This window comes from Gordonia sp. YC-XJ4, assembly GCF_059511865.1.
The window spans coordinates 550807-572638 of the sequence record NZ_CM183447.1; the positions used below are offsets into that span (position 1 = coordinate 550807).

Consider the following 21832-nt stretch of genomic DNA (forward strand, 5'->3'; position numbering starts at 1 on the left):
ATGTGTGACCCGCGCGCACACCCGCCGATTCCCGACGCCCATCCGGCACGACGGGCGCGACTACCTGACCACTGAACAGGTCGCAAAGGTGTTGGGCGTCAAGCTCTCTACCGTCTACGCCTATGTCAGCCGCGGGCGCCTGCACAGTTCCCGCATCGCCGGATACGACGGCAGCATGTTCGCCGTCGACGAGGTCGACGGGCTCCTGCAGGGCTCGCGACATCGGCCGCCGGCCGGCGCCGCCGAACGCATCCGCACCCAGCTGACCTATCTGCACGACGATCGGCTGCACTATCGTGGCCACGACGTCGCCGATCTCGCCCGGACGACGAGCTATGAGAATGTGGCCCAATTACTTTGGGGCGAGCCGTGGAATGAGGCCGCGCCCGCGTGGGGGAATGAGGCCGCGCCCGGGCGGGGGATCGGTGCGGCGGTGCGACGTGTCGCCGGAACCAACTCGCGCGGGCTGGACCGGATCCGGCTCACCGTCGACCTACTCGGGGCTCGAGACCCGTTGCGCCATCACATCGAACCCGCAGCCGTCACCGAGAAGGCCACCCGCGTCCTCGTCACCGCGGTCGACGCACTGGCTCCCGGGGAATCGGAAGGTTCACTGGCGCAACGACTGTGGCCGCGCCTGACCGACGAGCCCGCGACACCGCGCGCGGTCAAGGTACTCAACGCGGCATTGGTCGCGCTCGCCGACCACGACCTGGCCGCGGGCACCGTCGCCGCGCGGGTCGCGGCCAGCGCGCGGGGCAGCGTCTACGCCGTCATCGGCGCCGGACTCGGTGCCTTCGACGGCCCGATGCACGGTGGCGCAACCACATTGGCCTACCGATTCCTCGCCGACGCCCTCGACGACCCGACCGCGGCCATCGCCGACGCCCTCTATGCCGACAGCCACATCCCTGGGACGGGCCACGTGATCTACCGGGCCAGCGATCCCCGGGCGACGGTGCTGCTGGAGATGCTGGCGCGCAGCGGTGGTGGTGATCGACGCGTGCAGCCTGCGGTCACCACGATCGTCGAGGCGCTCGGGCCGTCGACCTTCGTCAACTCCGACCTGGCGCTGGCGGCACTGGCGTTGCGGTACCGGATGCGTCCGGATGCCGCCGAGACGATCTTCGCGCTGGCACGGATCGCGGGCTGGATCGCGCATGCGCTCGAGGAATACCAGGCGCCGCGGTTACGGTTTCGGCCCGAGGGCGTCTACACCGGGGTGCGTCCGAGCGGGGCCCACGCCACCTGAGCAGTTCAGATGTGCGGTTGCGGGGAGGCGACGGCGAAGGTCCGCCGGAACGGCAGCGGCGTCCCCCAGGGCCGCGACGGGAACGCCGCACGCAGACGCGCCTTGTATTCGTCGGTGAAGCCGTCGACGAGGTTGTCGGGCAGACCTTGCAGGAACGGACGCGCACCGGTCCCGGAAATCCACTCGAACACCGGGTCCTCGCCGTCGAGGACGTGCAGGTAGGTCGTCTCCCAGGCATCGACGGAGTAGCCGCGGTCGGCGAAGAACTCCAGGTACTCCTGCGGACCGGTGGTCGGCAGCCGCCGCACATCGTGCAGGTACTCGGCGTAGGGCTCCTCGCGGGAGAGTTCGTCGAGCAAGGTGTGGGTGGCCGAACTCGCGTTGTTGGGCACCTGCACCGCGAAGGCACCGCCGGGCGTCAGATGGTCGAGGAGGTCGCCGATCACCGAGAACTGGTCCGGGACCCATTGGAACATCGCGTTGGAGACGATCAGGTCGACTGGCTCGTACGGCTTCCAGGTGGTGACGTCGTGGACGTCGTAGTTGGCGTCGGGATCGGAATTGGAGCGCAGCGCCTCGTCGATCATCTCCGCCGACGAATCGATACCGAGGATGTGCGCGTCGGGCCAGCGTGCACGCAGGTAGCGGGTGAGGTGGCCGGGCCCGCAGCCGAGGTCGATGATCGTGGCGGGCTCGATCGGGACGCGCGCGATGAGGTCGAGAAACGGTCGCGAGCGGGCGTCGGCGAACTGGAGATAGCGCGTCGGATCCCAGACAGGCATGGCTCCACCCTAGTCGTTTCGTGCAAGCGTTGCGTGTCTCGTAATCTCGGAGGAATGGCGAACGATCCTGACACGACCCCCGGTTCCGACGATGTCGTGGAGATCTCCACCGATGGCGCCTGCCTGGGCAATCCGGGCCCCGGTGGATGGGGAGCGGTGTTGCGGTACAAGGGCACCGAGAAGGAGATCTCCGGCTCGGCTCCCGACACCACCAACAACAAGATGGAGTTGCAGGCAGCGATCGAGGGTCTCGCGGCGCTCAAGCGGCCGTCGACGGTGATCCTCTACACCGACTCCAGTTACGTGCGCAACGGCATCATGAAGTGGGTCGCCGGCTGGCAGCGCAACGGCTGGAAGACCGCCGACAAGAAGCCGGTGAAGAACGCCGACCTGTGGAAGCGCCTGATCGACGAGGAGAAGCGGCACCAGGTGGAGTGGCGTTGGGTCAAGGGCCACAACGGTGATCACTACAACGAGATCGCCGACCGCCTCGCGACCTCGGCGGCCCGCGAGATCGCGCAGGTGCGCTCATGACCACCCGGATGCCGGTCGCCGTCGAACCGATCCGTGACGAGCACGTCGTCGCCGCCGTCGAGGAGGCGGGCGGAGAAATCGTCGGACTCGACGAGGCGCGGGTGCTGGTCTGGCTCGGCGGCCCCGACGGCTTCCCCGCGCTGCCCGACGCCGTCGAGTGGGTGGCGCTCAAGACGGCCGGGATCGAGGGGTTCGTCACCGCCGGGGTACTCGACGACAAGCGGACCTGGACCAACGCGTCGGGCTTCTACGCCGAAAACGTCGCCGAGCACGCGCTGGCGCTGCTGCTCACCGGACTGCGACAGATCCACACGTCGATTCGCGACCACTGGGACAAAGAACCCATCGACACCGCGGTGCGCACGTTGCGGGGTGCGACGGTGGCGATCGTGGGCGCGGGCGGAATCGGTGCGTCGCTGACGCCGCGACTCAAGGCCGGTGGTGCTCAGGTGCTCGCGGTCAACCGGTCGGGCCGACCGGTCGAGGGCGCCGACGAGACACTGCCCTCGTCGCGGATGGACGAGGTGTGGCGCTCGACCGACCACGTCGTGCTCGCGGCGCCGTCGACGCCGGAAACCCATCACCTGATCAACGCCGAGAGCTTGGCCGCGTTGCCCGCGCACTGCTGGATCGTCAACGTCGCCCGTGGGCCCCTCGTTGATCAACAAGCCCTCTACTGGGCACTGCGCGGTGGTGAGATCGCCGGTGCCGCACTCGATGTCACCGATCCGGAACCGCCGGCCGCCGACGACCCGCTGTGGTCGCTGCCCAACTGCATCATCACCCCGCACATCGCGAACCCGTCGTCGGGACTCACGCGAGAACTCGCGCCGTGGGTGGCCGAGAATCTCCGGCGGTTCGTCGCCGGGGAGGAGTTGATTTCCACGGTGTCGGCCGACCGCGACTACTGAGTCGCCGGCCGCAGAAAAGGTAGCTGCGGAAAAGCAGGGGAAGAACGCCGGGATCCCGGTCTTGCCTTCGAGCGCGCTCAAAGGCCTAGCGTTGCTGCCATGAGCACAGAACATCTGATGCGCAAGGCGCTCGACGCGCTCGGCGGCCTCGACGGACCGCTGTCGGTGGAGGTGATCCACTCCCTCGTTGGTCTCGACGAGATCGCCGAACCGATGAGCGTCGCGCAGGCCGCCGAGGCGCTCGACATCTCGCCGCACACCCTGCGCTACTACGAGCGCATCGGGCTCGTCGAAGTCCCCCGCGACGCCGTGGGCAATCGGATCTATGACGCCGACGCGATGCGCAGGCTCGTCTTCTTGACCCGGATGCGGTTGTCCGGCATGGCAATCCGAGATCTCCAGCACTACGTCGAGCTCGTCGACGCCGGAGACGACACCGTCGATGAACGCCTCGACATGCTGCTCGAGCACCGCGACACCATCCGCAGGCAGATCGCCGAACTGACGCTGTCGCTCGCGGCCACCGAATACAAGATCGCCACCTACGGAGGAAGGACCCAACCATGACCCCCCGCTCTCCCCGCCGCATCGGCTCCCTTGAGGTCTCCGGTATCGGATTGGGCTGTATGGGAATGAGTTTCGCCTACGGCCCGGCCGACCAGGACGAAGCACTCGCCACCCTGCACCACGCACTCGACACCGGGATCACCCTGCTCGACACCGCCGACATGTACGGCGGCGGCGACAACGAGAAGCTGCTGTCGACGGTGCTCGCCGACCGCCGCGACGAGATCGTCCTCGCCACCAAGTTCGGGATTCTCACCGATCCCGACACCGGATTGCCCAGCGGTGTCGACGGCTCACCCGACTACGTCCGACGCTGTGTCGACGCGTCGCTGCAACGCCTGGGTGTCGACGTCATCGACCTCTACTACCTGCACCGAGTGGACCCGACCCGGCCGATCGAGGAGACCGTCGGCGCGCTGGCCGATCTCGTGGCCGCGGGCAAGGTCCGCGAACTCGGCCTCAGTGAGGCGGGCGCCGACACCCTCCGGCGGGCGTCGGCGGTGCACCCGATCGCAGCTCTGCAATCGGAGTGGTCGTTGTTCAGCCGCGACATCGAGACCTCCGACGTGCCAGCGGCGCGCGAACTCGGTGTGACCGTGGTGCCCTATAGTCCGCTCGGTCGCGGCATGCTCACCGGCTCGGCGGCCGCCGCCGCACCCGGCGCGGGTGACTTCCGCGCGACCTTGCCGCGCTGGCAGGCAGACAATCTTGACCACAACCTCGCCCTCGTCGACGAGATCCGATCGGTCGCAGGTGAAGTCGACGCTACGGCCGGGCAGGTCGCGCTGGCCTGGCTGCTCGCCCAGGGTGACGACGTCGTCCCGATCCCGGGCACCAAGCGTCGCACCTATCTCGACGAGAACGTCGGCGCGCTGTCGGTGACGCTCACCGCCGAGCAGCTCGAGCGACTCTCGGGGTTGCGTCCGGCGGGAGAACGCTATCCCGACATGAGCTGGGTGGCCGGGGCCTCGGCCTGAACGAGCGGGCGAGAAGGTAGGGGATGAATGTTCTTCCTGAAGCAATTCGTTCGTCCCTCAGCAATTGCCGGGGGACGAACGAAACTCCCGAGGAAGAACGTCACCCTCTCCGCCAATCACTAGAACACGTTCTAGTTCTGTGGCATTGTCGAGTCGTGATACTCGACAGGTTCCGGATGACCGACACCGTTGCCATCGTCACCGGCGCGGGCCGCGGACTCGGTGCGGCGATCGCCATCGGCTTCGCCGAGGCGGGGGCCGACGTGCTGATCAGCGCACGCACCGCCGAGCAGCTCGACGCCGTCGCCGACGAGGTGGCCGCGCGGGGACGGCGGGCGCACGTCGTGGCCGCCGATCTCGCCGACCCCGACACCGTCGCCGCCCTGGCGCAGGCGGCGATCGACGAGTTCGGCCGCCTCGACACCGTGGTCAACAACGTCGGCGGGGCGCTGCCACGGCCGCTGCTCGACACCAAACCCCACCACCTCACCGACGCGTTCACGTTCAACGTGACCGGCGCGCACGCGCTGGTGCGGGCGTCGGTGCCGCATCTGCTGGCCAACGCCGACGGCGGCTCGATCATCAACATCACCTCGGCGGTGGGCCGCACACCGGGGCGCGCCTATGCCGCCTACGGCACGGCGAAGGCCGCGCTGGCCCACTACACCCGGCTCGCGGCGATGGACCTCAATCCGCGCATCCGCGTCAACGGCATCGCGCCCGGGGCGATCCTCACCTCGGCCCTCGACATCGTCGCCGCCGACGAGACCATGCGCACCACCATCGAGGGTGCGACGCCCCTCCACCGACTCGGCGACCCCGCCGACGTCGCCGCGGCCGCGGTGTATCTCGCCTCGCCCGCCGGCGCGTACCTGACCGGCAAGATCATCGAGGTCGACGGCGGCATCGTCACACCCAACCTCGACCTGCCGATTCCGGATCTGTAAGGCTTCACGGCCGTTCGTCGCGGGCGGCCTTCTCGACGATGACGGTGATCCGACGCGCCTTCGTCTCGGGTTTGCGTGCCATGGCGATCTGGGTGAGGGCGGCCTTGCGTGCCCCCGGCGGGAACGCGTCCCAGTGGGCGCGGGCCGTCGGGTTCGCATCCAGCGCGACGGTCAGGTCGGGATGCTCGACGCCGGCCTCGGCGTCGTCGAGCAGGTTCCACAGGCCGCGTGCCTTCGCGTCGTCGATGACGGCCAGGCCGGGTGGCTGCATCCGGCCGGAGTCGATGAGCTCGGCGACCCGTTGTTTGTTCGACGCCGCCCACGCGCTGCCGCGTCCGCGTCGGGTGAACCACATGCCACGCCGATGCGCGTCGATCGTGCGGGTGACCCCATCGATCCACCCCCAACACAACGCCTCCCGGACAGCGTCGTCATAGTCAAGGGGCTCGTTGCCGGATTCTTTGCGCCAGAACACAAGCCACACCCCGGACGCCGACGCGTGATGCCCGGCGAGCCACTCCCGCCACGCGTCGATGTGCTCGACGAGCAGTTCCGGGGCGTCGGGGTCGGCCATCCACTCACCCTATCCACGGTGCGATCGCCCGGTAAGGTTGTGACGTGGACCAATTCCTCCACTTCGCGGGCGACTACTGGTGGCTGATCTTCCCGGTCGGCGGCATCGTCGGCGGCTGGGCCAACCACGTTGCCCGATACAACGAGAAGCGCCGACGCGACAAGATCGAACTCGCACGCATCAAGGCGACCGCCAAGGCCGAGGAATTGCGCAGCACCCGTGCCGACAAAGCCCAGGTGACCAAGGTTCTCAAACGGCACGACGAGATCAACGAGAAATGGTTCGCCTACGAACTCGACCTCGCGACGCTCATCGAATTCCCGATGCTCATCGACATGCGTGAACCGCTCACCCTGGCCTTTCATCAGGCCAAGGTGCGCGCCGACGACATGCGACCCGCGCCCGGTGAAACCCTCGATCCGGAGACCTTCGCCGAGTACCGCGACGCCGTCGGTGTCTATGCCGCGTCATTCGACGCCGCCGAGCGTGAGGCGCGACGCCGCAAACAATCGGACTTCTCGCCCATCGAGCGCGAATCCCTGGACCGCGCACGCAAACTCATCTCCGTCGCCGCCGACGCCGCAGCCACGCCGGCCGAGCGGCAGGCCGCCTACCGCAAGGCTCGGGCCGAGCTCGACGGACTCATCGACGTGCCGACGCCCGCCGCCGAACAACTCGAACGCGGCATTGCCGGCGAATTGGAGCGCGGCCAATCCTGACCGGCCGCGGGGCCCGGATGGGCCCCGCAGCCGGTCGGTCACGAGGTCGGCTGGGTACGCCGGGTCGGTTCCAGTGACTTGCACGCGGCCAGCGCCTTGGTCCAGGTGGCCTGATCGACCCCCGGGGGCGCCGTCATGGTGTGCTGACGGGCCGGGGGAGTACCGCCCGAACCGCCCTCGGGTGCCTGGCCGGGCGCACCCGACGGCGCTCCGGCCGGTGCCCCCGACGGCGGGGTCCCGTCCTCGGATCGTCGCCGCATCCCGTTGCGCGCGGGCATGGTGACGCCGTTGTTGGCCATGCACTTGTCGAATGCCGCCATCTCGGTGGCCCGGGTCGAGCCCGCGGTGGTGGAGGTCGACGACGACGCCGACGAGGACGTGGCGGCGGCGTTGGTCGGTGTGGACGAGCTGTCGGTCGACGAACAGCCCGTCAACACCGCGGCGAGCACCGCAGCCCCACCCACGCCCATGGTCACCAGACGAATCTTCATGAAAACCCCATCTCGGTCTTTCGGATCGCCGCATCCGTTGCGGCGGTGATGATCCTGTGTACCGGGGCTTCTTGGTAGTCGGCTGTAGAGGCGCTAGCAGTCTTCTGGCCGGGGCTCGATCAGTCGGGGCTCGGTCAGTCGGTGTCCAGCGCGCCCGCGAACTGGCTGCGGTAGAGGCGACAGTAGGCGCCCTGGGCGGCCAGCAGCTCGTCGTGATTACCCTGTTCGACGATGTGCCCGTCCTCCATGACGATGATGGTGTCGGCGTCGCGGATCGTCGAAAGGCGATGGGCGATCACAAAACTCGTGCGATCGGCCCGCAGGTTGGCCATGGCCTGCTGGATCAGCAGCTCGGTGCGGGTGTCCACCGAGCTCGTCGCCTCGTCGAGGATCAGGATCGTCGGCCGGGCGAGGAAGGCACGGGCGATCGTGATGAGCTGTCGCTCACCGGCACTCACGCCACCACCCTCGTCGTCGAGGACGGTGTCGTAGCCGTCGGGCAGGATGCGGACGAAGTGGTCGACGTGGCTGGTCATCGCCGCGGCCATGACCTCCTCGCGGCTGGCGGTCGGGTCGCCGTAGGCGATGTTGTCGTAGATCGTCCCGCCGAAGAGCCACGAATCCTGTAGCACCATCCCGGTTCGCTCACGCAGGTCGTCGCGCGTCATCGCGCGGGTCTCCACACCGTCGAGCCGGATCTGCCCGGAGTCGACGTCATAGAACCGCATGATCAGATTCACCAGCGTCGTCTTGCCCGCGCCGGTGGGCCCGACGATCGCGACCATGTGCCCCGGGCTCGCCACCAGTGACAGGTCCTCGATCAGGGGCTTGTCCGGCAGATAGCGGAACGCGACGTCGTCGAACTCGATGCGGCCCTTGTCCTCCGACGGGCTCAGCGGCTGCGCCGGATCGGGGGTCTGCTCCTGCGCGTCGAGGATCTCGAAGATCCGCTCGGCCGAGGCGACGCTGCTCTGCATCAGGTTGATCATCGAGCCGATCTGGGTGAGCGGCTGGGTGAACTGTCGCGAGTACTGGATGAACGCCTGCACCTCACCGAGACTCAGTGATCCCGACGCCACCCGCAGGCCGCCGACCACGGCGACGGCCACGTAGTTGAGGTTGCCCAGGAACATGATGGTCGGCATGACCATGCCCGAGATGAACTGCGCACGCCAACTCGACTGGTAGAGCTTCTCGTTGCGCTCGTCGAAGGTCTGCTCGATCTCGCGCTGCCGACCGAACACCTTGACCAATTCGTGCCCGGTGAACGCCTCCTCGATCTGGGAGTTGAGCTTTCCCGTCGACGACCACTGGGAGATGAAGTGCGGCTTGGACCTTCGGGCGATGATCGTGGTCGCGGCCACCGCCAGCGGGACCGTCACCACCGCGATCAGCGCCAGCAGCGGCGAGATCCAGATCATCACCACCAACAGTGCGATGACCGTCAGCACCGAGTTCACGAACTGGGAAATTGTCTGCTGCAAGCCCTGTGACAGGTTGTCGAGGTCGTTGGTCACCCGGCTCAGCAGGTCACCGCGCGGGGTGGTGTCGTAATAGCGCAGCGGAAGCCGATGCACCTTCTGCTCGATCTCGGCGCGCAACTCACGCACCGTGTTGACCACGATGACGTTGAGAATCCGGAATGCCAACCACGACAACAGGGATGACGCCACGTAGCAGATCAGCACGATCAGCAGCGTCCAGGCGACGGTTGTGAAGTCGATCCCGACACCCGGGGTCAGATTCATCGCCGACACCATGTCGGCGAAGGTGCCCTGCCCGCGCGCACGCAACCCCTCGACGGCCTGCTCCTTGGTGATGCCCGACGGCAACGCCTTGCCGATCGCACCGTCGAAGATGAGATCGGTGGCGTGGCCCAGAATGCGTGGTGCCGCCGCGAGGAGGATGACCGACCCGACGATGGCGGTCAGCACCGTCGCCATGCGCCACCGATAGGCCATCAGCAGGCGCACAAGACGTTTCATCGACGGACCGAACGACTTGGGCTTCTCCAGGACGGGGCCGGCGGCCATCGGGCCGCGGCCGGGACCCGGGCCGCCTGCGGGGCGGGTCATGCGGGTTCTCCGATCGACAGCTGCGAACGCGCGATCTCGGCGTAGGTCTCGCAGGAGGTGAGCAATTCGTCGTGGGTACCGAGACCGACGACGTGGCCGCGGTCGAGGACGACGATCTGATCGGCGTCGACGATGGTCGAGATGCGTTGGGCCACGATGATCACCGCGGCATCGGCGGTGGCGGGCCGAAGGGCGGCACGCAGTTTCGCGTCGGTGGTCAGGTCGAGCGCGGAGAACGAGTCGTCGAACAGATAGACCGACGGCCGCCGGACCAATGCCCGCGCGATCGCCAGACGCTGGCGCTGTCCGCCCGAGACGGTGGTGCCGCCCTGCGCGATCGGGGTGTCGAGTTGCTGGGGCATCGCGGAGACGAAATCGGTTGCCTGCGCGATCTCCAGTGCCGCCCACACCTCCTCGTCGGTGGCGTCGGGTTTGCCGTGCCGGACATTGGTGGCCACCGTCCCGGAGAACAGGTAGGGCCGTTGCGGGACGAGTCCGATCACCGACCGCAACTCGTCGGGATCGAGTTCGCGGACGTCGGTGCCGCCGACGCGAACCGCGCCCGCGGTGACGTCGATGAGTCGTGGGACCAGGCCGAGCAGCGTGGTCTTGCCCGAGCCGGTGGACCCGACGACGGCGGTGGTGGTCCCCGGACGCACGTCGAAGGTGATGTCGGACAACACGTTCTCGTCGGCTCCCGGATACCGGAACTGCGCGGCGTCGAACTCGACGGAGGCGGGATCGCCGGTGAAACCGGCAGGGGTACTCGACGGCACGACCGACGTCTCGGTGTCGAGGACCTCGCAGATGCGCTCGGCGCACACCGCGGCGCGCGGCGCCATCATCGCCAGGAACGACGCCATCATCACCGACATCATGATCTGCATGACGTAGCTCATCATCGCCGTCAGTGCCCCGATCTGGGCGCTGCCGTCGGAGACCGCGTGACCGCCGAACCAGATGATCGCGACAATCGTCACATTGGTGATCACGGTGACCGATGGGAACATCAGGGCCATCATCCGGCCCACGCGCAGCGAGGCGTCGCTCAACTGGTCGTTGGCGACGGAGAACCGTTGCATCTCATGGCGTTCGCGCACGAACGCCCGCACCACGCGGATACCGGTGATCTGCTCACGCATGATGCGGTTGATGGCGTCGAGGCGCTCCTGCATGGCGCGGAAGCCGGGGATCATCCGGGCGATGATGAAGCCCATCGTGATGCCGAGGATCGGTACGGCGATCAGCAGCACCCACGACAATCCCGGCGCCACATGGACGCCCATGACGATGCCGCCGATACACATGATCGGTGCCATCACCAGGATGGCGGTGCTCATGACGAGCAGGAGTTGCACCTGCTGCACGTCGTTGGTGGTGCGGGTGATCAGCGACGGTGCGCCGAAGGTGCCGACCTCGCGCGCGGAGAACGAGTTGACGCGGTGCAGGAGATCGTGGCGGATGTCGCGGCCGGCACCGAGCGCGGCCCGTGCACCGAAGTACTGGGCGATCAGCGTGCACACGATCTGGACGAAGGTCACCGCCAGCATCCACGCGCCGATCCGCAGGATGTAGCCGGTGTCGCCCTTGGCGACGCCCTTGTCGATGATGTCGGCGTTGAGCGTCGGCAGATACAGCATGGCCACCGTCGCCACGAGTTGCAGCAGGATCACCGCGGTGATGTGCGCGGGGTAGCGGGACAGGTAGGTCCGGATCAGACGGGTCAGCATGGGGCGATCACCTGATTGACGGTAGCAACGGGACGTTCTCTCGGCGAACGGTTTGCCGGCGGCCGCACATCGGATCACAGGGTGACCGGATGCGCCGAGGGTGTGGATCGGCCGCTGTTCACGCCAGCAGCGGCGCCAGTCGCGTGGCGTACTCGGTCATCGCCGGCACCTGCCGCGTCATGATCTCGGCTTGGTCGGCGCGACCCGAGAGTGCCAACGCGGCGACAAGTGTTCCGCCCGGCGATCGGACGCCGACCGCGATGCACGCGCGGTCGGGATCGAGTTCGCCGACCTGCAGCGCGAAGCCGTCCCGGGCCACGGCTACCAACTGGTCGGCCAACGCGTCGCGGGTGGTCGGCGTACGGGAGGTGATCGCGGTGAGCGGGAAGGTGACCACGTCGTTCACGTCGGCCTTCTCGCCGAGCAGCAGTTTTCCGATGGCGCTGGCATGTAGATAGGTGTTGAGTGTCCGCTCGTTGGCCGCCGGCGGGAACTCGGTGTCGAGGTCGGCCGCCCGCACCGAGGTGTTGGTGAAGTAGTAGAGATGCGCGCCGAACCGGATGGACAACCGGAATTCGGCGAGCACTTCCCGCGCCGCGGTACAGACGCGCGGGATCAGGGTGGCGTCCACCAGCGCGCCGGTGCGCGGGCCGAGCGCAAATCCGGACAGATCCGGCATTCGCACCACAAACCCTTCTGCGACGAGCAGATTCAACAGCCGGTAGATCGTCGCCGACGGAATGTCCAGGCGATCGGACAGGTCCTTGGCGGTCACGCCGACGCCGGATCGCGCCACCTCCTCGAGGACGCGGAGCGCGCTCTGCACCGCTTTCGGCTGACGACCGGACAGGCTCGTCCCGCCTGGGCTCATCGCAGAACCTGCCACGGGTCGTAGTCGTTGAGGACCTGATCGGCGGTGGTCTCGTCGAATACCCCGACCTGTTCGGGCAGCCTCGGCTCGATGCGGCGTCGAATGAGAAAGACCGCCATACCGGCTGCCACCAGCACCGCGTAGGTGATCGTCGCGATCCACACCGGGGCGTCGATGGTCAGCGCCGCCCACACGATGATCCCGACAAAGGCTGCGGCAGTACCGATCCCGATGATCGTGGGCAGTCGTCCCGGCTCGCCGATGCGGCGCAGGAACACCGGCGCCCCGACGCACACGAGAAGATAGGCGCAGATGTAGCCGTGCGCCGACACCGCGAGCAATCCGATCAGCGTCGACCGCGCGGAGCCGACGACGAGCAGATACACCACCGGGACCACCGTGATCACCGGTACCGATGCCAGCAGTGCGACGGACGGGGTCCGAAAACGCTTGTGCGTCTTGCCCAATGCCGGTGGGAGCACGCCTTCACGGCCCATCGCGAACAACGTGCGCGACAGTGCCGTGCATGATCCGATCACGCAGGCGAACCAGGAAGCGGTGATACCGAGTTCCAGCACCACCGACAACACCGTCGATCCCGGGCCGTCGGATCCGGGCAGACTCAGCACGATCGGTGCGGCGTTGCCGCCGGCCACCTGATGGCCCGATTGGGTGACGGCAGCGAAGACGTAGAGCACGCCCAAGGCCAGCGGTGACCAGCGCACGGCGCGGGTGACGGTCTCGAACGGCCGCTTGGCCTCCCGTGCCACCGTCGTCGCGCTCTCGAATCCGACGAATGCCGTGGTGGCCAACAGAAGTGCGAAGCCGGGTGCGTCGTGCACATCCGACGACGCCGTCGGGGTCGATCCGCCGCGCACCGCGAGGACCGTCAGGACCACCGCGGCGGCGACGACCGCGAACATCTCGATCGCCAGGGAGATCCGTGCGGACAGCTTGATGCCGCGGATCATCAGTGCGAGTGCCACGGCGCCGACCGCCAACGTGAGGAGGGCGACGATCAGCGGACTGTCGCGCACGCCCACCCGGTTCAGGAGCGCGGCCAGGTAAGCGCCCGCCCCCAAGGTGCTGGCCATCGCGGCGCCGGCGTAACCGATCATCACCGACCAGCCGGCAAACACCCCTGCGCCGGCGCCGAGGCCCTTGACCGTGTAGCTGTAGATGCCGCTGACCGCGACCATGCGCGTGGAGAACTGGGTGATGCAGTAGCCCACCGCGAGAAACAAGAAGGTGGTCGCGACGAACACCGGCACCGTCGCGTGGCCCGCGGCGGGGAGGATGAGTACCGGGACGGTGACCATGACGGCCGACGGGGCCACCGCGGCCACCGACTGACCGAGGACCTCGACGAACGACAGTCGGCCTCGCGGTAGACCGGCGACCGGTGACCGACGCCGAATGCCCTCGTGGTTGTCCATCGCCTCACCTGCTTCCGCGCGACCCCGCACCACAACGCAACGTAGCCCATCGGGCGCGTCGGCTCATCATTTCGACGATGAATTCTCGTCGGAGTTCAAATGGGAACCATCCTGTTCGGTGATTCTCATTTGACGGGATTTCGTCTGTTCGGGCTGCGCGATCCATGTGTACTCGCCGTTGCACGACGCCGATGCCAACGCGCTCAAATGAGAATTCGGGCCCTGGAAATACCCATTCAGAATCCATGGTGACACAGGTCATATCGCGGGCGTAGGGTCAGCTCGTGAGTCACTCGATACCGACTCTGTGGTGCGAAGACCGGTGTGGACCCGCCGGATGCACAGAGCCTGTCGTCGAGCGAGATCGCCTCCCGGACATGTCGCACTGACCGATTGACGGCACTCTCGACAATCGACTCACCGGCGTGAATTTCTCGCGTGAATTCACTGTTGCGCGAAATGAGAATGGTTCACGCATGCTTTCTCATTGGTGATCGCGCAATTCTTACCGATGGGCAACACCACGGCAAGCGGATGCGACCACGATGATCTCCGGCAATAACAATCGATTCTCTTCTGTAGCGAAGGACGACGTACAGACATGACCACCAAGGCTTCCTCGGCGGCGGCGCCGCCCGCGACCGCGGCCCGCACACTCACCGGTCGACTCGGGACCACCGCGATCGTCTTCATGGTGATCGCGGCGGCCGCACCGTTGACCGTGATCGTCGGCACGGTGCCGCTCGGTATCTCGGCCGGCAACGGCGCGGCCTATCCCGCCTCGTACCTGATCTGCACCGTCGTTCTGCTGCTCTTTGCGGTCGGCTTCACCGCCATGGCCCGGCACATCCCCGGCGCCGGCGCGTTCTACACCTACGTCGCACACGGACTCGGTCGGCATGCCGGTCTCGGCGCCGCATTTCTCGCCCTGCTCTCGTACACGGCGGTGCAAGGTGCCGTCTACGGATACATCGGTGCCGCCATCAACGAACTCGTCACGTCCCACGGCGGGCCGTCGGTGCCCTGGTACGTGTACGGGCTCGCCATCCTCGTCGTCGTCGCGACTCTCGGCTACCGCCACATCGAACTGTCCGGCAAGGTTCTCGGCGTTCTGCTGGTCTGCGAGGTCGGCATCGTGATGGTCATCAACCTGTCGGTCCTCGGGCATGGTGGCGGAGCCCACGGCCTGTCGACGACAGCGCTTTCGCCGTCGGCGTTCTTCCACGGTGCCCCCGGCATCGCACTGATCTTCGCGCTCGCCGGGTACATCGGATTCGAGGCCACCGCGGTCTTCCGCGATGAAGCGCGCGACCCGGCCCGCACCATTCCGCGCGCGACGTACTGCGCGCTGCTGATCATCGGCGCCTTCTACGCGGTGAGCAGCTGGCTGATGGTCAGCGCGTGGGGTGACACCGAGGCGATCAAGATGGCCACCGACAACCCGGAGGGCATGATCACCGAGACCGCGGTCCGCTATGTCGGATCCGCCGCCGGTGATCTCGTCCAGATCCTGTTGGTGACCAGCCTGTTCGCGGCCATCCTCTCGTTCCACAACGTCCTGGCCCGCTACATCCACTCGCTCGGCAACAGCGGTGCCCTGCCGTCGGCGTGCGGTCGTTCGCACGCCCGTCACGCCTCACCGCACATCGCCTCGGTCGTGCAGACCACGACGGCGGTCGTGCTGGTCGTCGCGTCCGCGCTCGGTGGCCTCGACCCGGTCACCCAGGTGTTCGCGTGGTACGCGGGGGTGTCATCGGTGGGCATCGTCGCCCTGATGACGCTGACCTCGGCCGCGGTGATCGTCTACTTCCGACGCACCCGCAAGGACACCCGGCCGTGGCAGACCCTCATCGCGCCCGGACTCGGCCTGCTCGGTCTCGCCGCGCTGCTCGTGCTGACCGCGCTGAATCTCCCGTTGCTCGTCGGCGGTTCGGACACCCTCGCCGTCATCATCGCCGTCCTGCTCGTCGCGGCCTTCGCCGCCGGCGCGATGGTCGCGGTGACCAGGCCGCACGCCGCCCATCACCTCACCTCTGCCGACAACTGAATCCCGCCACCGCTGACCACCATCGCTGAACAACACCACTGCTGAATCCCGTTACTGCACAGATCTATTCGAAGGAGAACTGCTCATGAGTACTGCCGTCACCACCGCCCCCGAGATGATCGGCCAGGCCGGCCCCGACCATCCGTTGACCCCGCTGTCGGCTGCCGAGATCACCACGGTCCGCGGCATCGTCGACGAAGCCGGGCTGCTGAGTGAGCACACCCGCTTCGTGTTCGTGACCCTCGACGAACCGGCCAAGGATGTCGTGCTCGCCTACCGGGCCGGCGATGAGATCGTCCGGCAGGCCCGGGTACTCCTCCTTGACCGCGAGACCGGGACGGGCAGCAGCCTGCTGGTGTCGTTGACGGAGGCAAAGGTGCTCGAGCGCGCCATGATCGACGCCGCGACCGAGGGTCAGGTGCCGATTCTGGACGAGGAGTTCGAGGACATCGAGGCCTATCTCCTCGCTTCCGACGACTGGCTGGCCGCGATGAGCAAGCGCGGCCTCGAGCCGGCCAACGTGCGCGCGGTCCCGTTGTCGGCGGGTGTCTTCGGCCACGAGGACGAGGTCGGTCACCGGATCGTCCGAGTCCTCGCGTTCTACCAGTCCGACCAGGCCGACCTGCCGTGGGCGCATCCGATCGACGGCGTCGTCGCCTATGTTGACCTCACCGGCCGTCAGGTACTCAAGGTGATCGACGAGATCACCTTGCCGGTGCCGGCCGAGCGCGGCGAGTGGGATGCGGCCCCGCATGCCGTGCCGACCCGCACCGACCTCAAGCCGATCGAGATCACTCAGCCCGAGGGCCCGAGCTTCACCGTCGAGGGAAACCAGATCAGTTGGGCGGACTGGACTTTCCGCTTCGGATTCGACATCCGTGAGGGCCTGACGCTGCATCAGCTCTCGGTGCGCGACGGCGACGAGCAGCGCCCGGTCATCTATCGGGCGTCGATCGCCGAGATGGTGGTCCCCTACGCCGATCCGTCACCGGTTCGGTACTGGCAGAACTACTTCGATCAAGGCGAGTATCTGTTCGGTCGCTATACCAACGCTCTCGAACTCGGTTGTGATTGCCTCGGCGACATCACCTACTTCGACGTGACCATCGCCGACGAACAGGGCAATCCGCGGGTCATGAAGAACGCGATCTGCCTGCACGAGGAGGACTACGGCGTGTTGTGGAAGCACACCGACATGTTCAACGGGATGGCCGAGACCCGACGCTCCCGACGACTCGTCATCTCGTTCTTCCTCACCATCGGCAACTATGACTACGGCTTCTACTGGTACCTCTACCTCGACGGCACCATCGAACTCGAGGCCAAGGCCACCGGTATCGTGTTCACCTCTGCCCACCGCGGACCCGAAGGTTTCTCCACCGAGATGGCCCCCGGCCTCGGTGCGCCGTTCCACCAGCATCTGTTCTCGGCGCGACTCGACATGGCCGTCGACGGCAACCGCAACACCGTCACCGAGGTGGATGCGGTGCCCGTCCCGATGGGCCCGGACAACCCGTGGGGCAACGCATTCCGGGCCCAGAAGACCACACTGCACACCGAGTCCGAGGCCATGCGCAGCGCGGATAACCTCAAGGCCCGGGTCTGGCACATCACCAACCCCGACAAGCAGAACCGGCTCGGCCAAGACGTCGGGTATGCCCTGCATCCCGAAGGACAACCGAGCTTGCTGGCCGACCCACAGAGCTCCATCGCGAAGCGGGCCGCATTCGCCACCAAACACCTCTGGGTCACGCAATACGATGCAGCGCAGCGGTATCCGGCCGGCGACTACGTCAACCAGCATCCGGGTGACGCCGGCCTACCGGCCTACGTCGCCGCCGACCGCGACATCGAGGGTGAAGACATCGTGCTGTGGCACACCTTCGGCCTCACTCACTTCCCGCGGCCCGAGGACTGGCCGGTGATGCCGGTCGATTACGCCGGATTCAAGCTCAAGCCGGTGGGCTTCTTCGGCCGCAATCCGTCGCTCGGCGTCCCCTCCGGGCCCAAGGGGCACTGCTGCGCGGACTGACCCTGCAGACAGGGGACACTGAATAATCATTGGCGCTGTCGCATTTCGGTGCTCTACGGTTGGCGCCGAGAGCGGGCCGGAGTCGATCGGTTACCACTCATAATGGGCAGGTTGCGGGTTCGAGTCCCGCCATCACCTCCGGGTGGTGTAGCTCAACGGGTAGAGCAGTGAAAACCCGGTCGGCATAACATGCCCGCTCTCGCAGAACGTCAGAAGGTCGCGGGCCGGATTCCGGTCGGTTATCACTGCGGATGATCATCCCGGTCGGAGATGACATGTCCGCGACCTTCGTTCTGTGCCATGGTTGTTCAGGAGTCAAGGATGGATGTTCTCAACACGGTCGGCACGCGCCGCACCAGTCAACTCGACAAGAGCGATTCCCGTCAGGTGGCCAATAGCGCGGGCGGCTATACCTTCGAGGTGACACCGGTTGCGCGACTCCGTCGATTCTTGATCCTCGGTACCGAGGGCGGCGCGTACTACACGAGCGCGGCCGATCTCACCAAGGAAAATACCGCTGTTGTCATGGATTTCGCGCGCAACGACGCCGGCACCCTCGTCCGTGAGATCGTTTCGATCTCCCAGAGTGGGCGTGCGCCGAAGAACAATCAGGCGATCTTCGCGCTCGCCGCTGCGGCATCGCTTGCCGACGACTCCGGTCGCCGCACAGCGCTCGCCGCGTTGCCCGACGTCGCACGTACCGGCACCCATCTGTTTCTGTTCGCCACCTACGTCGAGCAGTTCCGCGGGTGGGGTAGGGGCCTGCGCCGCGCGGTGGGTCAGTGGTATCTGGGCAAGGCCGTCGACTCCGTGGCCTACCAGGCCGTGAAATACCGGAGCCGTGAGGGCTGGTCGCATCGTGATCTGTTGCGCCTGGCGCACCCGGTCACCGACGAGGCGCAGCGTCGCGCGTTGTTCGACTACATCACCCACGGCCGCGCCGAGGGAGTTCCGCGCATTGTCGAGGGATACGAGAAGGTGCAGTCGGAGCCGGGTCGAGCTGCGGCTCTCGTGGCGCAGTACGGCTTGTCGTGGGACATGCTGCCGGACGAGTCGCTCAATGACGCGAAGGTCTGGGAAGCTCTGCTGGACAATGGTATTCCCCCAACTGCGTTGATGCGTCAGCTTCCGCGGCTGACCCGTATGGGGTTGCTGCCGGCGACGGGTGGTCGGACGCCGGAGGTGGCGGCGCTGCTCGCCGATCCCGACCGGCTGCGCAAGGGGCGCGTGCATCCGCTCGCTGTCCTGGTGGCTCAGCGTACGTACGCGTCGGGTCACTCGGCGCGCGGCAACAGCTTGTGGGCACCGACGCGCGGAGTGGTCGACGCGCTCGATGCGGCGTTCTACGCGGCCTTCGGCGTCGTCGAGCCTTCGGGTAAGACGCACTTGCTGGGTCTCGACGTGTCGGGCTCGATGGGCGCACCGATCTCGGGAATGCCGATCACGTGCCGCGAGGTGTCGGCGGCGTTGGCGTTGGTGACTGCGGCGACCGAGCCGGAGCACATGATGATGGGATTCACCTCGGCGACAGGTCGAAGTGGGTTCGGTGGTGGCACGGAGCTCACGCCGCTGCCGATCAGTTCTCGTCAGCGACTCGACGACGTGCTGCGCACCATCTCCGGGCTGCCGTTCGGTGGCACGGACTGCGCGTTGCCGATCCGATGGGCACGGGAGACCAAGACCCACGTCGACGTCTTCTCGATCTACACCGACAACGAGACGTGGGCCGGTCCGATTCATCCGCACCAGGCGCTCGCGCAGTACCGGCGTGAGGTGAATCCGAACGCGAAGCTGGTCGTCGTCGGCATGACGTCTACGGGCTTCACGATCGCTGATCCGAGCGATGCCGGAATGCTCGACGTCGTCGGATTCGACTCGGCAACGCCGCAACTATTGTCGGGGTTCGCTCGAGGAAACGTCTGAACGGCTTCTCCGTTCGCGCGGGCGGGTGTCCGTGCCGCAGGGTACGAATCCAGCACTCTAGCAGTCGGTCTCGAGGCTCGCCGCACGCGGCTCGCACCTCGACCAGCGATTGATGAATCTCGGGCCGTTCCCCATCCCGGTGGTCGAGGTGCCGAGGAGCGCCAGCGACGAGCCTCGAGACCCCGTGTGCCGAAAGGATTCCGGGCCACAGTCGGCACAACACCTCGACCATCGGGTGGGAACAATCTCTATGGAGTTCTCAAACAACAGATGCGGTCCCGGCCGGGCCGGGTGCAGGGAATCAAGTTGTGGGGCAGCGCAGGTCAGGCTGCGGTGTCGTCGAGTCGCATGGTCCGTCGGTGATACGACGGCACTGGTCGTCGTTTCGGGTCGATGCTGGCGGGTGGGATCAGCCAGGGGTGTCGGTCGAATCCCATGATGATGTCCCATCCGTGGTGGTGGACGTCATCATGGCAGCTGCTGCAGAGGAGGCAGCCGTTGTCGAGGTCGGTGGGCCCACCATCGGCCCAATGGTGCACATGGTGTCCTTGGCAGCGTCCGGCGTGGGCTCCGCATTTGATGCATCCGCGATCCCGGACGAGTAGGGCTTTGCGTTGGCCGGGGGTGAAGAATCGTTTCGTCTCGCCAACACTGAGCGGTACACCGTTGGGGTCGAGCATGATTTTCGTGATGGTGGTGTCACACGACAACATTCGGGCGGTGGCTTCGGTGATCGCACCCATGTTCTGCAAATCCCCACCGAGTGCCGGGTTGTCCGCCGACCAGGTCCACAACAGGCCGTTGGTCGGTTTGGCCGAGAACGTAGTTTCCGCCAGGCCTTGTGCCGCCAACTCCACGATCGTTTCGAACGCGGCCGCGCAGATCTGTTCGGGTGTCCGAGGATCCGGCGAGCCGTCGGGCTGAGGCTTGGGCGCCGACAAGGTTTCCATCAGAGTTCTGGTTTTCTCCCCGGCGACGATGTCGAGGTTCGCCGAGATCTCCAACCGTCCGTCGTCGGTGATGCGGTCGCTGTAGGAGTTGATCGACTTGTCTTCGGCAGCAGGCAAGCCACCGGGTGTCTCGGCCGCCAACTCGTTACCCAACTGCCGCGCGTAGAGATTGATCTCGGCGGGGGTGAAACCGGCGAAGTAGTGCGACAGCAACTTCCGCAAGAGCTCACAGCGTTGGACGGTGTCCAAAGGTTCGGGGCATCGGGTGTCGATGTGCGCCAACCCACGCACGATGGCATCGGTGTGTTCGGACGAGATGGACCCGTCCGCTGCATGCGCCAACAACAGGTCGACATCGGTGGTGGCGGCGACCCGCACATACCGACTTGCGACGGCGGGTGCGCAACCCATGCTGATCAACAGTTCTCGTAGCCGCGTGGTCTTGTGGTCGGCCACTCCCAGCCGGTCCAGTTCGCCGGTGAGGGTGGTGGCGTGGTGATCAACCAGATTCCGCAGTAGCAGGACTTGTTTCATCGCACCGAAGGCTTGTGGCCCGGTCATTTCCGGATTCCATTGAAGGTCACTCAGTTGGGTGACGATGTCGGCAAAGAGTGCTTCGGCGTCAACATCTTTGACGTCAAGAGTTGTGGTGGTGTCGATCATGGGCCCCTCCCCAGTGGCTGATCGGTGTGATGACTCCATCGTACTCGAACATAGGGATCAAGGCAAGGGTGTTCGATGGTTCTGGGGAGGCAAAGGTGCTTGTGGACAACGGGTTTCGGTGGTGGGCTGGCGGAAGTTTTCTGTCGGTGGGGTGTGGTAGGCGGTGCGGTTTTTCGTTTGTCTTGCTCTCGATGTGGTTGGGAGGCTTGTTGTCTCACCGGGTCTCGAGGCCCGGCGCCTGGGGCGCCGTGCACCTCGACCATCGGGGGGAAGGCCCGGCGCCTGGGGCGCCGTGCACCTCGACCATCGGGGGGAAGGCCCGGCGCCTGGGGCGCCGTGCACCTCGACCAT

General features: G+C 66.6%; 18 protein-coding genes. 10 read left to right on the top strand and 8 right to left on the bottom strand.

Annotated features, from left to right (window positions below; translation table 11 throughout):
- Window positions 1-4: 4 nt before the first annotated feature.
- Window positions 5-1252: a citrate synthase gene (locus AC5ZH6_RS02465; RefSeq protein WP_094601678.1), complete on the top strand. Its 1248-nt coding sequence runs from the start codon at window positions 5-7 to the stop codon at window positions 1250-1252.
- Between the two features lie 5 nt (window positions 1253-1257).
- Here the strand turns inward: AC5ZH6_RS02465 and AC5ZH6_RS02470 are convergent, their stop codons facing one another.
- Entirely contained in the window at window positions 1258-2034 is a 777-nt protein-coding gene (locus tag AC5ZH6_RS02470; protein ID WP_094601679.1) for a methyltransferase domain-containing protein, read from the bottom strand.
- Window positions 2035-2088: 54 nt separating this feature from the next.
- Here AC5ZH6_RS02470 and rnhA point away from each other — a divergent pair, with 54 nt between their 5' ends.
- The 5 genes from rnhA to AC5ZH6_RS02495 all read left to right on the top strand — a co-directional run bounded on the left by rnhA (window position 2089) and on the right by AC5ZH6_RS02495 (window position 5970).
- Complete coding sequence (rnhA, locus tag AC5ZH6_RS02475; RefSeq protein WP_006369298.1) at window positions 2089-2568, top strand: ribonuclease HI; 480 nt, start codon at window positions 2089-2091, stop codon at window positions 2566-2568.
- Window positions 2565-3479 carry a D-isomer specific 2-hydroxyacid dehydrogenase family protein gene (locus AC5ZH6_RS02480; RefSeq protein WP_094601680.1) on the top strand — a complete coding sequence of 305 codons (915 nt, stop codon included), beginning with the start codon at window positions 2565-2567 and terminating at the stop codon, window positions 3477-3479. The genes rnhA and AC5ZH6_RS02480 overlap by 4 nt, the downstream gene beginning before the upstream one ends.
- 99 nt (window positions 3480-3578) lie before the next feature.
- The gene (locus AC5ZH6_RS02485) at window positions 3579-4046 is read left to right on the top strand and encodes a MerR family transcriptional regulator (RefSeq protein WP_014358544.1); all 468 of its coding nucleotides are present in this window, start codon (window positions 3579-3581) and stop codon (window positions 4044-4046) included.
- Window positions 4043-5023 carry an aldo/keto reductase gene (locus AC5ZH6_RS02490; RefSeq protein WP_288337356.1) on the top strand — a complete coding sequence of 327 codons (981 nt, stop codon included), beginning with the start codon at window positions 4043-4045 and terminating at the stop codon, window positions 5021-5023. The genes AC5ZH6_RS02485 and AC5ZH6_RS02490 overlap by 4 nt, the downstream gene beginning before the upstream one ends.
- Before the next feature lie 155 nt (window positions 5024-5178).
- Window positions 5179-5970 carry an SDR family oxidoreductase gene (locus AC5ZH6_RS02495; protein WP_035727517.1) on the top strand — a complete coding sequence of 264 codons (792 nt, stop codon included), beginning with the start codon at window positions 5179-5181 and terminating at the stop codon, window positions 5968-5970.
- A gap of 4 nt (window positions 5971-5974) precedes the next feature.
- Here AC5ZH6_RS02495 and AC5ZH6_RS02500 read toward each other — a convergent pair whose 3' ends face one another.
- Window positions 5975-6544, bottom strand: a complete 570-nt coding sequence (locus tag AC5ZH6_RS02500) for a YdeI/OmpD-associated family protein (protein ID WP_006369303.1) — start codon at window positions 6542-6544, stop codon at window positions 5975-5977.
- Window positions 6545-6588: 44 nt separating this feature from the next.
- Here AC5ZH6_RS02500 and AC5ZH6_RS02505 point away from each other — a divergent pair, with 44 nt between their 5' ends.
- Window positions 6589-7263 carry a hypothetical protein gene (locus AC5ZH6_RS02505; protein WP_006369304.1) on the top strand — a complete coding sequence of 225 codons (675 nt, stop codon included), beginning with the start codon at window positions 6589-6591 and terminating at the stop codon, window positions 7261-7263.
- 38 nt (window positions 7264-7301) lie between these two features.
- Here AC5ZH6_RS02505 and AC5ZH6_RS02510 read toward each other — a convergent pair whose 3' ends face one another.
- From AC5ZH6_RS02510 to AC5ZH6_RS02530, 5 genes are all read right to left on the bottom strand, one after another.
- Window positions 7302-7754, bottom strand: coding sequence for a hypothetical protein (locus tag AC5ZH6_RS02510; protein ID WP_006369305.1), 453 nt, complete (start codon window positions 7752-7754; stop codon window positions 7302-7304).
- A 134-nt stretch (window positions 7755-7888) separates the two neighbouring features.
- Window positions 7889-9829 (bottom strand): ABC transporter ATP-binding protein, encoded by a 1941-nt coding sequence (locus AC5ZH6_RS02515; protein ID WP_006369306.1) that lies wholly within the window; start codon window positions 9827-9829, stop codon window positions 7889-7891.
- Window positions 9826-11559, bottom strand: a complete 1734-nt coding sequence (locus AC5ZH6_RS02520) for an ABC transporter ATP-binding protein (protein ID WP_006369307.1) — start codon at window positions 11557-11559, stop codon at window positions 9826-9828. Before AC5ZH6_RS02520 ends, AC5ZH6_RS02515 begins: the two co-directional genes overlap by 4 nt.
- A 118-nt stretch (window positions 11560-11677) precedes the next feature.
- Window positions 11678-12430: an IclR family transcriptional regulator gene (locus AC5ZH6_RS02525; RefSeq protein WP_006369308.1), complete on the bottom strand. Its 753-nt coding sequence runs from the start codon at window positions 12428-12430 to the stop codon at window positions 11678-11680.
- Complete coding sequence (locus AC5ZH6_RS02530) at window positions 12427-13866, bottom strand: APC family permease (RefSeq protein WP_006369309.1); 1440 nt, start codon at window positions 13864-13866, stop codon at window positions 12427-12429. Before AC5ZH6_RS02530 ends, AC5ZH6_RS02525 begins: the two co-directional genes overlap by 4 nt.
- Window positions 13867-14467: 601 nt before the next feature.
- Here AC5ZH6_RS02530 and AC5ZH6_RS02535 point away from each other — a divergent pair.
- From AC5ZH6_RS02535 to AC5ZH6_RS02545, 3 genes are all read left to right on the top strand, one after another.
- The gene (locus tag AC5ZH6_RS02535) at window positions 14468-15913 is read left to right on the top strand and encodes an APC family permease (RefSeq protein WP_006369310.1); all 1446 of its coding nucleotides are present in this window, start codon (window positions 14468-14470) and stop codon (window positions 15911-15913) included.
- Window positions 15914-15998: 85 nt separating this feature from the next.
- A complete protein-coding gene (locus AC5ZH6_RS02540; protein WP_006369311.1) occupies window positions 15999-17945 on the top strand; it encodes a primary-amine oxidase in 1947 nt (648 codons plus the stop codon).
- A 321-nt stretch (window positions 17946-18266) separates the two neighbouring features.
- Entirely contained in the window at window positions 18267-19868 is a 1602-nt protein-coding gene (locus AC5ZH6_RS02545) for a TROVE domain-containing protein (protein ID WP_006369312.1), read from the top strand.
- Between the two features lie 323 nt (window positions 19869-20191).
- On the opposite strand, the gene AC5ZH6_RS02550 is transcribed toward AC5ZH6_RS02545, so the two are convergent.
- Window positions 20192-21481 (bottom strand): HNH endonuclease signature motif containing protein, encoded by a 1290-nt coding sequence (locus tag AC5ZH6_RS02550; RefSeq protein WP_006369313.1) that lies wholly within the window; start codon window positions 21479-21481, stop codon window positions 20192-20194.
- Window positions 21482-21832 lie beyond the last annotated feature (351 nt).